This window comes from Citrobacter sp. C6_1, from assembly GCF_014596835.2.
Lineage (GTDB): Bacteria > Pseudomonadota > Gammaproteobacteria > Enterobacterales > Enterobacteriaceae > Citrobacter > Citrobacter pasteurii.
This window is the reverse complement of the sequence record NZ_CP115031.1, coordinates 1,101,648-1,115,603: the sequence shown is the minus strand read 5'-3', so window position 1 is coordinate 1,115,603 and position 13,956 is coordinate 1,101,648. Positions and strand designations below refer to the sequence as shown.

Below are 13,956 nucleotides of genomic sequence, written 5' to 3'. Positions count from 1 at the left end.
GAAGTAGCTAACAACAGCCTGTGTTGATTCACGGGGAACAGGTCACTGGGTTAAACTAATTATGCCCTTTTAGAACCTTTTTTCTTAAGTGAATATATTCACACATTATTTTCTACTGCCTCAGTCATAAAGTTTATTTTTTGGCTTTTGACATCATGAGAAGAAAATATGAAGGGTGGCTCTTTATTTCTGAAGAATGGCTTGTTATATTAAAAACATCTTTTAGAATCGTAAAAGCTCCTGTAGCCAACGACACTGGATTTGGTGCACCAATAAAACCTATCAATGATGGCGCAATGTTAAGAAAAAGTTCTTTATTACTTTTCCGCTTATAGGCCTGTATTTTTTGCTCAATATCCGTCAATCCTTCATCCCATACGCGCTCGACAAAATGTTGATTTATCAGTTGTCTCTTATATGGGTCACTTTCTGCTTCTATGTCATACGCAGCTTCACGTAGTACAGAGCGGAAGGCATTAAAACTCGACTCGTAGTCAGTTCTAATTTTGTAGAGTTCTCTTGGAGTAAGTCCCTCTAAAAATGGAACGTCAATAGAGAGTTTAACCCTCTGAACTTCATTCTTTTGATCAAGTTTACGGAGAATCTCTCCATGAAATGGGCAATATGCCCCCAGGGACGCTCTACATGAATGCGCTTGGTTAAGATCAGTAATAAGGTTTTTATAATGAAAGAGAACTGTACGGTTTTTTGCTCCCTGCACCCACCGTTCATAACTTTTTTTTCCGCTATGATTTCCCATGACAAGTTCCATAGACATGGTGCCGTCATCATTATCAATGGCATTTTTTATATGTTGATACATATATCCATTTGTATACGAGCTTTCGCAACCTTTAATTTCCAACATGATTTCATTCGTTAAAGCATTTTTGTTTAATATCCGTATTTTATTTGTATTGCCCAGACGTTCTATATTCTTTACGGATAGTCTATTTTCATACAGACGGGCAACATTAGGGGGGAGATATCGAAATATAAAATTAGCATCAGAGTTATCGTCTAAAATTCCATTAGCTCTCTCCGAATCTTTAATAGAAGATTCGCTTCGTACAAAAACGATAAACTCTCCACGGATAAGATCAAAGTTTTCTTTAGCAAACCTGATAAACCTAGCAATTTCCTTCCTGAGATGTTCAACCTTCTCATTGCTATCGCTTTCAATAAATTTTTCAAATACGTTTTCTGAAAGATTCACCCTGTATCGTATGCTCAATGAATACAGAATGTCATCAAGAATGACTCTGTCCATTGAAAACAAACCACTCTTATACCTTTCAATATTACGATTCCCCGCCATGTAAACATTCAGCCGAGACTCCTGTACAGAATTTGTTTGTTCGATAATCAGTGAATCTATCCTTTTATTATATTCAGCTAACTCAATTAGCAATTCGTTCAATCCGATATTTTCATATTCCTGATCTAGAAGTCGATCAACCCAAAAAAGGCTTTCTGTGAGGGCATAGAGGTTGTTGTACATACTAGTTCCTTTTTACTAGGCTTCAGTACTGTGTTCCCAAAGTTTGTCAGTGGTTTCACACAGAGTACATATCATTTTACATTTAAATGTACTTCCAAGCATCCTGCTGTTAGTGCCGGATTACAGCATCTATCAACCGTATGTTTGGAAAACAAACTGCGCATAATCCTTGTGAGTTGTGATGTCCGCTCCTCGCTCACAGCGGACCTTCTGCTCAGTTAGTTCGGCCGCTTCGTGCCAGGAGCGGACTCAATGTAATGCTATCCATTAAATCCTTATTCGATGCGCTCCACATTTGGATAACGCTCGGTAGTAGCTTCATGGAAAATGTCACCCAGCCAGCAATCTCACCTTCTGCCATATCGTCTAGAATAGCGATGTCATAAAGTCGAGAAAACTTTCTCTCCGTCAGGTCGGCACGAAATACTAGCCACCGATCATTCTTGCGTTGAACACCAATATGCCGTCCAAAAACGTTATAAATCAACATATGCAATCTCCGATCATGCTAATGAGTCCCTGAATCTATGATACATACGTCTGGGCGGGTCATATGAAAGCCCAGCATCCATCCCTCACTCACACCAGCCATTTGCTTTACTTTATATCCTCCTGACAACTCGGAAGAAAATTAAGCATCGACCTTTTGAGATTGATTAGTTTGGCTTTATTTCATCCGTTACCCATCAGACCTAATCTGTCGGGCCCGAAACGCATTACTTCGCGGTTCGGCGGAGCTTACCAGCCTGCCGGTTAGCGCAGCTGGGCTGACGACCCGGCTGGCCGTGGTGGAACCGGAGGGGGCATTTAGGTTCGTTAAGGGAGATGTGGTTCAATGCCGTTAATAAAAGTAAGGGAAAGATCTGACTCGTTATGCGGGTTCGAGTACCAAAAACATAAGTTGCTGACAACAATCTGCATTCACTCTGAGCTAACGAGCTGAATGCTGTGGCCAGGATCAAATAACCAATCTCGTCATCACAGTAGACTCACCCTACACAAGCCAGTTTTTTGCTCCAAAGCTCAAATCTGTAGACAAAATGTACAACCTGAATGTATAACGACCAATTGGGATTATTCTTACTTGCTGACTGATATCTGGCACCCTGCCCACGGCTCTCACTTGGATGACAAATATGGAAATTGAGAAAAACACGATTGATGATGTTATGCGGACTGTGTTTGAAAATATCCTGTCAGATGGAGTTACTGTTGAAACAACACGGGGACCGACAAAAGAGATTCTGGGTACACACATCATTTTAAACAATCCGATTTGCCGGATTAGCAGAACAGAATCCAGGGGTAAAATATTCACCTGTCTGGGGGAGTTAATGTGGTACCTATCGGGCAGTGACGATGTCGAATCTATTCGCTATTACATCTCAAAATACCAGGATTCTGCAGAAAGTGATGGCACGATTAATGGCGCTTACGGGCCTCGTCTCTTTGGTACCAAGAATGGAATCAACCAGATTGAGAATGTCATCCGGCTTTTAAAAAAACGCAACACATCCAGGCGAGCAGCCATACAACTGTTTGACGCAAATGATATAGCCCATCCCTTCGTTGATGTCCCCTGTACTGTCGGGCTCCAGTTTGCGATTAGGAATGATTCCCTCGATATGTTCACATTCATGCGTTCTAACGATGCACGGGCAGGACTGGTTCACGACATATTTGCATTCACGATGCTTCAGGAAATGATTGCAAAAACCCTCGGTTTAAATTTGGGTGTTTATCGCCACTATGCGGCAAGTCTGCACATCTACATCGAGGATATTCCCCTCATCGAAGCTGCGCTCAAAGAGGGTTATGCGCCATCTGTACCAGTTATGGTAGCAATGCCCACAGAGGATATAACTAACTACTTATGCAACATTGTTGATGCAGAGAAACGCATCCGTGAGGGCGATATTCCAGATATTGATGCGCTAAGGCTGAGTGAATACTGGAAAGATGTCCTTCGTATGCTGGCGATATTCAGATGCAAAAAAGATAAGAACCTGCCAGCTGCTCAGGCCATTGCAGGGAAATTGCAAAATCAGTCCTACAAAATTTATCTTGAGTGGTTGTGAGGGAGAAAAATGAAACGACAGGACCTAATTGATGAAATTTCAGAACAGCTCAAATCATTCAGTACACATGAAACCCCGCTTGAGGGATTAGATACCCCCGACAAAATCACAACGCTCGCCGCACAGATACTCGACAGCAAGCGTCGCATTGAGTACGTCGGAGCCATTGGCAGAAATAAGATATCCCCGCTACGGGGAAATCCCCACTGTGATATTTTTGATCCGCTACGGGCTGCGTGGTTGCATGTTTATGAAGGGAATGTAGATGAGGCGTGCTGGCTTATTTTCCTGTCTACCCACTTTGGCAAACATCTTAAGTACGGTTGGCAGTTGTGCGCCGACATTTACGGTGGCCTCGGTGGCGATGTATGGACCTGGGAGAAAGTGGTTGCGGAAGTGGACACCTTTCACGCCTGGTATGAGGGCTGCTATCGCCAGATGCTGGCAGACGGTCAGAAAAGAAGGTTTGGGAACCACAGAAAGTACGAATCCCTCAGACCGGACTGCAAGCGCCCCCTTCCACGCGTCATCAGCTCATATGTAGCGTGGGTAGGAAACGCAGGTAGTCATGAAGCGCGGTTTGCTGAAGCCAAAGCCGCATCCAGTAGTCAGGAAGAGTACTTTGATATTCTTTACCGGAGCATGAAGGCGGTTTTGTCATTTGGGCGGGCTGGAAGGTTCGACTTTCTGACGATGCTCATCAAGTTCGGCATTATTGATGCCAAGCCGGGGACGCTGTATCTGAACGGGGCAACAGGACCTCTGGATGGCGCAAACCTTCTGTTTTACGGTGAAGCGAGAAATGCGGCCAATTATAAAGTATTGGACGAACTTCTGGCGAGGCTCAGCGCCTTCATGGACATGGGGCAGCTTGAAATGCAAATTCTTGAAGATGCTCTTTGCAACTGGCAGAAATCACCCTCTCGCCACGTTTACTTTGGAGGATGACTTCAGGACAGATCTTCACGGTTATATTTGACTTTGAATTTGGCAAAATGATCAAAGGGGATTCTTTGGGCGTGCTGTAACTGCCCCAGCACTATCCCTTTTGATACACCAATTTTCCGGGCAAATTTAATAATATTTTTCCAGTTCCGCCCAGTCAGCGTGTCAAACTCTGCACGGTATGCAGGGGGAATCAGGACGCTGCTGGAAAACTCGTTTGCTTCCTGTTCTTCTTTTTCAGAAAGGCCACTCATTCCTTCTATGCGGTGCTGTTCACAGTTGTGCAGAACCAGATGGCCAACCTCATGAAACAACGTAAACCAGAAATGATCGTCTCTCAGATACCGAAAACTCATTATCAGTGTCGCTTTGCCGTGTTCAAAAAAACAGGTAGCGCCGCTTGCTGGACATCCTTTTGGCGTTGGCAGGATCACAAGCGCTACACCAGCGTCAGCGAGTATGCTGCGTATCGCAGGAAGAAATACTTTGGGATCAGGCTCAAGAGAATGTTTTCTTAAATCTTCCAGACTGCCTTTAAGTATTTCCTTATCCCATGCATAAGTTCTCTGTTTCCGCGAAATATATTCAGCTTTCTTGAGCCAAGTAATTACGGCCATTTCTTCCGTTCTGAAAGCTTCGGATTTTCTGAAAGCTATAGCAGTCTGTTTATTTTTATAATAATTAAACCATTCGGGTACGGATGAAACGCCGAAAAAGCTCAGGCAACACTCGACTTTTTTATTACCGCTCAGGCCCTTCGGAATCCAACCCAGTTTACTCATATCTGACGTAGGCAGAGACTGAACCCATTCATTATTTTGGCGAATGATCGCATCTTTATGTTGGCGATATTTGTCTTCACGACTGAGCCAGAAAGTCGTGCTGACATCGAAGAGAGATTCGAGCTTGTTGGCAATCTTCTCAGTGAGAATAAGCTCACCAGAAATCAACTCACGACCTTTAATCAGGGAAAGGCCAACTCTTTTACTGAGCTCTTCTTCGTTGAAACCATGTTCGTCCATGAGGTCTATTATGGTATCTCCGGGGGCTGACACCCAGTCCGGGTTAAATCCGTTATCAGAAACCATAATCTTCGCCTATATGAACCAGTTTCAACCGGGTTACCCGCCCCCAGTCTAGTGAGTTGTCTGCCTTCCGGGGGGGGGCTAGATGCCCATTTACAAAGTACATTTTAACCCCTTCTGTGAGGTTAATTGTAATGTAATCGCATCCATTTTCGCATAAAAATTCTGTTTTAAGAAAACCCGGAAGCTTAGCTACCGATGCTGAAGACCAGATATCAGCACACCGCACGCGCAGTTTTGCAGCTACTGCATCACCGAACAAATTTATCCCTGCTTCTTTGAACTCAATTGAGTCTCTGAGTTCGGAACTGTCACAAAAAATCTGCAATGGGTTACCAACGCTGAGCGATTTATCAGAGAATATTATATTCTAATGTATAAAAAATCCACGATTTCACGGGTGGTTATGACCAGCTCCCCGTTGATTCACACAGAAGGCTGTTAGCAATGTCCGCAGATCGCTCATAGCAGACATGAATACTCTGCTGATTGGCCACTCCGTGCCTGAACGGGCGAGGTACACCATCTACTCAAACGGACAAGTTTATGGATCACTACAGTATTTGAGATAGAGCCGTTTTTATTGACCCCCTCAGTAATCAGACGCTAAATATCCCGCCACACTTACATTTAGTATGCCATAGAGGGTGTTATTTTGAAGTCGCTAGGCATGTTGGAACCATGCGAGGTACTGTGGTTCTACTTTATGGTTCCTTTTTGGAACCCATAACGAAATTAATTTAAACACAAACATTAAATATCAATACACTATGATTAAAAGTACAGGGACGCCAGCCCACCAAAATTCTCCATCGGTGATTACCAGAGTCATCCGATGAAGTCCTAAGAGCCCGCATGGCACAAGCCCTGCGGGCTTTTTTGTGTCTGTCGTTGTCCGAGAACATCCGGCTAAATCCAGAGAAAATTGGGCACCGCCTCATGTGAGCGGATATAGCGACCGACTGTCTGATTAATCTTCCATTTTGTCACGTCGATATTGTTGCGCAACTCTTGCATTCTGCGCAGGCTCGGTTCATCACCGGCAAGGGGCTGCTCGCGATATTTCCATTCAAGGTCGGCCAGCCCACCAAACACCGGTGACAAGCCCTCGGCGTAAGCTGAGGGCATTTTGTATCTGTTCGGTCTAACCCTAGCCCCACGAAAATTGGATTAGAACAACACCAAATTGCATCTGGACAACATATCATCTGCTTACTGTCATTCAATTGGGTGAATAAAATAGAATGAATACATCCGATTTTAATATATATATCCACAAAAAATAAAAACCGCATGGCACAATAGAAAAAAATCAAAACATCTAAAAAATAATGGTAAAATTCTTAGTAAATTTAATAATAAATAAGAAACCACGATCCATAAAAATTTAGCTTTAGTCAGCCAATAACAATAAGTTAGGCCATCATTGATTGCATTAATAGAACGTTTCAGGGACAATAAAAAACTGTTCTCCATTTTAAATTCATGCAGGAGGCATGATGGAGCAGCTTGATAAACAGGTCATACCCATTCGTCAATTACTTTCTGTTAAGCAATTAGCGATTCCGAGTTACCAGCGCCCTTATCGCTGGAATAGCAAAAATATAGCTGACCTTTTTTCCGATCTGGGATCACATCGTGATAAAACGGCCTATCGACTAGGCTCCGTTGTTTTCCATAAGCACTCGGAAGAAGAAAAAACGTGGCTGGATATTGTTGATGGTCAACAACGAACCCTGACCTTAATGCTGGCAGTCAAAGCATTGACAGAAACTCGCCTGCACAACCTCAAACGCAAAGACCTGGTCGAGCAACTTACCAAACTCAAACCTGATGTCGATGCTTTTATGGCACGTCAGCGTTTTACCAGTCTGGATTCACAAGCCAATCTTCGACGTAATTACCTGGAGTTACTCAGGCTTGTTGAACGCACCGAGTTCAGCGAAGAACTTATCGACTTTATGCTGAACCGCTGCGAAGTTGTCACTTTCGTGTTGAATGAAGTTTCAGAAGCATTTCAGTTCTTCGATTCACAAAATGCACGCGGTAAAGATCTGGCTCCCCACGATCTACTTAAAGCCTTCCACTTACGTGAGTTTTCCTCTGATGAAGCTGGGCTAAAAGCTAAAGCCGTCGCTCACTGGGAGAGGTTGCCTAGCGAAAGGCTGGCAACGCTCTTTGCCAATTACCTGTTCCGGGTTCGTCAGTGGGCAGAGGGTAAATCAGCCCGCTTCTTTGGCAAAGGTGAAGTTGACCTGTTTAAAGGGATCAATATTTCTCAGATCGCGCATTTCCCGTATGTGGGTTCATTGCGGATCGCCCACCACTATGTCGATGATTACAACAGTCAATACCAACGCAAAATTGACGGTCAGAGCCTAAGCTTCCCCTTCAGTCTGGATCAGATGATCATCAATGGCCGCCGTTTCTTTGAAATGGCCGAACATTATCAAAAGCAGGTCGCCGTTATTATCAACAGAGAAAAAGATGCTGATGAGAATAAGCCAATTACTCTATTGAATGAGGTGCTGGAACCCTGCGCAAGCAATATTCTATACACCCTGAACAGCTATGTCAGGCGCACCCGCACTGGCGATCGCTATGTCCGGGCGATGTTCGATTGCGCTCTGATTTTTTATATTGATAAATTCGGGACTCAGGAACTGTCTCTGGCGATAGAAAAATGCTTTATCTGGGCATATACCTGCCGTATTGGTCAGCAGGTGGTTCAATTAGCTACCGTCGATAACTATGTGCTACATAACAACCTACTACGTACTATCCGCGATGCACGTCACCCCAAAGATCTACATGCTTTCCCCCTGCGCACACTCGGCATCCAGGATAATAAAAATAATCGCAATGGAACTGAAGATGAGCTAATCATGCTATTCAGGAAGATGAGATATTATGAGTAATTCCCACGTACGGCCTTTTTTTATAAACGATTTACTTAGCGACCGCGCAAAATATTTGATTCCAATGTACCAGCGTAATTACGCCTGGGGCCAGGGCGAAATCACTCAGCTTTTACAGGATGTGCTGGATTATCAGAAAAAATCCACTTCCGCCAGGCACCCGCAGACTTATTACATCGGTACATTAGTGGTGTTTTCCCGGGGTGATGACTGCTATGAAGTTATTGACGGGCAACAACGCTTTACAACGCTCTCCCTACTTGCTAACTGGCTCAAATGCCACGCAGATAAATCTGTTGATATGCAGTGGTATCAAAAACTCAATCTCACTTTCGAAAGTCGTCCTGTCTCTACCCTCACCTTCGAAAAGTTATGGCAAGGCGTAGATGTGCAACATATGCGCGGTGACGATTATAACGAAGGTTTGATCAGAGGTTACGAAATGATCGGCAAAGCATTGGCTGAGCTTCAGCTTAAAGGCCGCGCGTTGAAGGTGTTTTGCAAGTATCTGTTCAATCACGTGCAGATTTCTCGTATCGAAGTGCCAGCAGATACCGATCTTAATCATTTTTTTGAGGCGATGAACAATCGCGGCGAACAGCTCGAAAAACACGAAATCGTCAAAGCGCGTCTGATGAATGTCCTGAATGGGATTAGGAATACCAAAGAGCGGCACAAAAGTCTTGATACTCTGGCCAGGGTATGGGATGCGTGTTCGAATATGGAACGTTACATCCAATACGGTTTTACGCCAAAAGAACGTCAACAACTGTTTGGCAAAAAGCATATACATCAATTTAATCCGACCAGTTTCTCAAATTTGGTTGAATTGCTGGATCAAGCTGGCTCATTTCCAGATACCGACGCCACAGAAGCGCAACATCAACGCCAGGGGCAAACTCTGGAAGAAATATTGTGTGACACTCGTCTGGACAGTACTCTCCAGCAAGAGGAAGACAGCGCAGGCTCAGAGCGTTTTAACAGCGTGATAAATTTTTCAAATTTCCTTCTTCATGTACTCCGTCTTGTCAGCAGAGACCCGGGTACAACTGAGGGAGTGCCACTTGATGATAAGCAACTCGTTGAGCAATTTGAGTCACGCCTGCTGAAGCAGGAAAAGCCAATCGCCGCGGTAAAATCTTTCATTTATAGTTTACTGAAATGCAAATATCTTTTTGATCGCTATATTATTAAGCGAGAATTCACTCAGGGCACTGACGGATGGAGCCTGAAACGCTTGTATCAATACTCGTCCCAAAGTGTAGGTTATGTTAATACCTTTGATAATAACGAGGGAGAGTTTGATGATATAAACCGCCAGGTCCTGATGTTGCTATCAGCTTTCCATGTCTCAACGCCAACACTGGTTTATAAACACTGGCTCAATGGTGCGCTGACATATTTGTTTGATGAGCACAGTCCGGAAGATGAAATTGATGCTGGAGACTACCTGGCATATCTTGAGAACATGGCTCGCCGCTTTGTCTTTATGCGATTTTTAGCCCAGGATGGGGCTGTATCATATTACAATATGATCTTTGGTGATGATGATTTTCTTCCAGAGATCATCTGCGACAAACGTTGGTCGCAGGCTATCAACGCTAAATTACGATTCGGGACTATCGAAAACAACTTTGTTTTTAACTATCTTGACTATTTACTTTGGAAAAAACAAAACACGAGTAACGATATTGCCCGCCGTTTTGAGTTTACCTTCCGAAGCTCGGTGGAACATTTTTATCCTCAGCACCCTATAGATGGCCACCCCAAAATGGATGAAGAGCAGTTACATGATTTTGGGAATCTCTGCCTGATTAGCCACAGTAAAAACTCGCGGCTAAGTAATTTCCAACCCCAGCAAAAGAGAGAACATTTTGAAGCCAGCCTGGCTCGTAAAGAGATCGACAGTCTGAAACTTCTGGCGATGCTCGAGCTGATGAAGCGCAATAAGCAGTGGAGCGAGAAAGAGATTATCAGTCATGGTAAGGAGATGGTAGCGCTGCTGGCCGAGGAAGTGGAAGAGATGTATTAATGCAGAAAGCCGCTCCCGGCAAGGTGTCGCGAGCGGATATAACGTTGTCGGCGTGTTATGGCGGTGCGGGCACCTATGCCGTCATTCTTTCATTGTTTATCAGCGTTGCCAGGCGCTTAATCTGTTGTCCTTCGCTATCAAAATTACCCTCATCAAGCCAAAGGGTGAACGCTTCGCGTAGCGCTGGGTATTCACTATCAATGATCGAATACCACGCGGTGTCCCGATTACGCTGGTGTACAACAACGGCCTGACGGAATATGCCTTCAAAGGTAAAACCAAAGCGTGTTGCTGCCGCACGAGAAGGCGCATTAAGCGCATCGCATTTCCATTCAACGCGACGATACCCCAGCCCCTCAAAAACATAATCTAACAGCAGCGACATGACCTCCGTTGAAACCCGCGAACGTTTCATGCGTGATGAATAGGTCACCCAACCCACTTCTATTACGCCATTCGATGCATCAATGCGCATAAGTGCCAGCGTGCCGACAGCCTGCATACTGGCCAAATCGATTACGGCAAAATGCATGGGGTCGGTCTGCGCCGCAATCTTCGTTAAATAGTTTAAGAAAGAATCAAAGGTCGCGAATGGCCCTGACGCGAGATAGGTCCAGTCGCGAGAGTCAGGCGTATCGCAATAGGCTTCATAAAGTGCCTTTGCGTGGCGTTCGACGTTAATACGCTCAAGTTTGCAATAATGACCGGTGATGTGCTGAGCCGCGGGAAATCGCGCACCTTGCCAGTCCGGTAACGCTAAACCAACGGGTTGCTGGAATTCATTAAACGTGGATGACATGCTATTTACCTCTCATAATAGAGTGTCAAATGACTGCAGAATAAGAGACATCTGACGGGGTAAAAAGAACCACAATGGATGTTTTTAACAGATCCACATGGCAATGCTATACCGAATACCAGCACCGTATTGCTTATGCGCAATTAAAAAATACCGGTCATGCAACTGTGGTGGAAATAAGAAACACTGCTATTAATGACATTATTATGCGCCATCGCTATCAGCATCAAAGCGACGCTACATGGCATGGGCAAGACGACGAATACCCTCAACAATAACCTCTGGTGGATGATTCGCAAAACCGATCAAAATCCCCTGTCGGGAGGTATCCCCATGATAATAATGACTCAATGATTGAATCCCCAGCCCCAGCATTCTGGCTTTCTGTTCGACCTCATCGCCAGTCAACCCGTCATGCAACCAGCAGACAATATGCACCCCAGAATCAGAAGGCTGAACGGTCATTTTATCGGCAAGATAGCATTGAATAGCATTGACCAACGCCGTTCGCCGCTCGTAGCATGCCTTACGAACCCGTCGCACATGGCTGGCGTAATGTCCTTCTTCAATAAAACTCGCCAGTACCGCCTGCTCAAGATAACTGGAGCCAATATCGGAAAAATATTTTGTCACGATAAACTGTTCTTTTAATCCTGGCGGAACAACTAAAAAACCTAAACGAAATTCTGGGTACATCATTTTTGAAAATGTCCCTGAATATATTACCCGCTGATGCTGATCTAATCCCTGCAAGGCTTGCAAAGAGCGTGCGGCATAACGAAACTCACTATTGTAATCATCTTCAAATATCCATGCCCGGTTAACCCGAGCCCATTCCAGTAACTCAAGTCGTCGGGATAAACTGAGTGTTCCGCTAAGCGGGTACTGATCGGAAGGAACAACATAGGCCAGTTTCGCATGAGGGAAATGATCAATGCCGTATTGAACATTCATTCCTTTGCTATCCACCGGCACAGGTCTCACAATTGCCCCTGTTGACATAAATACCCCGCGCGCACCTTTATAACCAGGGTCGTCCAGCCAAACGTCATTTCCTTTTGTAAGTAACGCCCGGGCAGTAATATTTAACGCCTGCTGAATACCGTTTACGATAATTATCTGATCTTCACTACAGTTAACCCCTCGCGTTGTTTTCACGTAGTGAAAAATTGCTTTTCGTAAGGGATAAAAACCGCAGGGGCTGGTATGAGAGCCGAGTTGATGCCGGGATTGTCTCCAGACTCGTCCCAGTAACTTGCCCCATAATGAATGAGGAAAGAGATCAGTACAGCCCACACCGACGGCGAACAGACGGTTCATTTCACGCCCTTCAACATCACCAGACCATAGACCACGAACGGATACGATATCCGCATTTAGCTGCCCATCGGCGGGCAGTTCATCTCCTTGCTGCGATTCAGGATAGAGCCCGCTGATGCTGCGGTCAGGAAGACTTGGCGTGACAAAGGTTCCAGCGCCTTTGCGCGTTTGAATATACCCTTCGTCTAACAGTCGGTCATAACCCGCAATTACCGAGTTCCGTGAAATTGACATCATCTCGGACAGCCCCCGGGTTGAGGGTATCTTTGTCCCTGGCGGCAGACGGCCTTCTACGATTGCGTTGCGTAGCGCATGGTACACCTGTTCCTTAATAACGCCTTGCTCTAAGAAAAGCTCCTGAAATAAAGGTGCACTATTTTTTTTCATTGCACTCACTCTTACGTTAAAAGTGGATCCTGGAAATATATGCAAAGTGTCTCTTTGCGGTGGCTTAAGCAATATTTAGGATAACCGCCATAGCAAACCACTCTGACTAAAATTATCAGGAGACCTATGAGTAACCAAAACACAACTACGCCGATTACCATCGAACCCGTCACCCAGCAAGACTACGCGGACTGGCTACCGCTTTGGATAAATTACCAGATTTTTTATCGTACTGAAATTTCAGACAAGGTCACACAATTAACCTGGGGCCGTTTTCTCAATCCTGTGGAGCCTGTTTTCTGTGCTGTCGCAAAATCTGACGGTAAAATTGTCGGTCTGGTGCATTATCTCTTTCATCGCTCAACCTGGGCGGAGTCTGATTATTGCTATCTGGAGGACTTATTCGTTAGTGAAGAAACCCGGGGCAAACACATCGGCAAGCAGCTTATCGAGTATGTTCAAAAACACGCCCGCAAGCGCCATGCTGCAAGATTATACTGGCACACACATGAAACAAACCTCCGCGGTCAGCGCCTTTATGACTGGGTTGCCAGCAAGAGTGGGATGATCGAGTATCGTATGTAAAATAAATAATACCCATTAAATCGGGTAGTTCTAAGTAAACATCCCCCCGTACTGTACCTTCATTTTTCAACACTTCGTCTGCGGCTCTGTTTCGCAAAGCCGCAGAATCCGAAATTGTCAGATTTCCGAGGCCAAATACCCGCTACGCTGAAAAGTGACATATTCATATATATTCTAAACTTGCCATCAATAAACAAGCATTACTTTTCAACACGTTGTACATATCTTATTACTCATGGTTTTTATTCCCACATAAAATTACCCTACACTTGTTTCTACATCTCTATATTGATGGAGCGTTCTCTA

Annotated in this window: 9 protein-coding genes and 2 pseudogenes; 5 read left to right on the top strand and 6 right to left on the bottom strand. The window is 44.6% G+C overall.

Annotated elements, in window-relative coordinates; all coding sequences use genetic code 11:
- Positions 1 to 133 precede the first annotated feature (133 nt).
- Both IB196_RS05470 and IB196_RS05465 read right to left on the bottom strand, forming a co-directional pair.
- Positions 134 to 1,501, bottom strand: a complete 1,368-nt coding sequence (locus IB196_RS05470; protein ID WP_223237015.1) for a hypothetical protein — start codon at positions 1,499 to 1,501, stop codon at positions 134 to 136.
- Between the two features lie 275 nt (positions 1,502 to 1,776).
- Positions 1,777 to 1,991, bottom strand: a pseudogene (locus tag IB196_RS05465) (hypothetical protein).
- 646 nt (positions 1,992 to 2,637) lie between these two features.
- Here IB196_RS05465 and IB196_RS05460 point away from each other — a divergent pair.
- Together IB196_RS05460 and IB196_RS05455 are read left to right on the top strand one after the other, a co-directional pair.
- Positions 2,638 to 3,579, top strand: a complete 942-nt coding sequence (locus tag IB196_RS05460) for a thymidylate synthase (protein WP_045281755.1) — start codon at positions 2,638 to 2,640, stop codon at positions 3,577 to 3,579.
- Between the two features lie 9 nt (positions 3,580 to 3,588).
- Positions 3,589 to 4,527 (top strand): hypothetical protein, encoded by a 939-nt coding sequence (locus IB196_RS05455; RefSeq protein ID WP_045281727.1) that lies wholly within the window; start codon positions 3,589 to 3,591, stop codon positions 4,525 to 4,527.
- Positions 4,528 to 4,529: 2 nt separating this feature from the next.
- On the opposite strand, the gene IB196_RS05450 is transcribed toward IB196_RS05455, so the two are convergent.
- Positions 4,530 to 5,612, bottom strand: a complete 1,083-nt coding sequence (locus tag IB196_RS05450) for an ImmA/IrrE family metallo-endopeptidase (protein ID WP_045888782.1) — start codon at positions 5,610 to 5,612, stop codon at positions 4,530 to 4,532.
- A gap of 921 nt (positions 5,613 to 6,533) precedes the next feature.
- Positions 6,534 to 6,692: pseudogene (locus IB196_RS05445) on the bottom strand (phage polarity suppression protein); the annotation flags it as partial.
- Between the two features lie 413 nt (positions 6,693 to 7,105).
- On the opposite strand from IB196_RS05445, the gene IB196_RS05440 reads away from it, so the two are divergent.
- Together IB196_RS05440 and IB196_RS05435 are read left to right on the top strand one after the other, a co-directional pair.
- Complete coding sequence (locus IB196_RS05440) at positions 7,106 to 8,527, top strand: DUF262 domain-containing protein (protein WP_040233339.1); 1,422 nt, start codon at positions 7,106 to 7,108, stop codon at positions 8,525 to 8,527.
- Complete coding sequence (locus IB196_RS05435; RefSeq protein WP_188232388.1) at positions 8,520 to 10,559, top strand: DUF262 domain-containing protein; 2,040 nt, start codon at positions 8,520 to 8,522, stop codon at positions 10,557 to 10,559. The genes IB196_RS05440 and IB196_RS05435 overlap by 8 nt, the downstream gene beginning before the upstream one ends.
- A gap of 73 nt (positions 10,560 to 10,632) precedes the next feature.
- On the opposite strand, the gene IB196_RS05430 is transcribed toward IB196_RS05435, so the two are convergent.
- Positions 10,633 to 11,358: a GNAT family protein gene (locus IB196_RS05430; protein ID WP_005123004.1), complete on the bottom strand. Its 726-nt coding sequence runs from the start codon at positions 11,356 to 11,358 to the stop codon at positions 10,633 to 10,635.
- A gap of 237 nt (positions 11,359 to 11,595) precedes the next feature.
- Positions 11,596 to 13,065: a PLP-dependent aminotransferase family protein gene (locus tag IB196_RS05425; RefSeq protein WP_005123002.1), complete on the bottom strand. Its 1,470-nt coding sequence runs from the start codon at positions 13,063 to 13,065 to the stop codon at positions 11,596 to 11,598.
- Positions 13,066 to 13,191: 126 nt separating this feature from the next.
- Here IB196_RS05425 and IB196_RS05420 point away from each other — a divergent pair, with 126 nt between their 5' ends.
- Positions 13,192 to 13,650 (top strand): GNAT family N-acetyltransferase, encoded by a 459-nt coding sequence (locus IB196_RS05420; RefSeq protein ID WP_005123001.1) that lies wholly within the window; start codon positions 13,192 to 13,194, stop codon positions 13,648 to 13,650.
- The last annotated feature ends 306 nt before the right edge of the window (positions 13,651 to 13,956 follow it).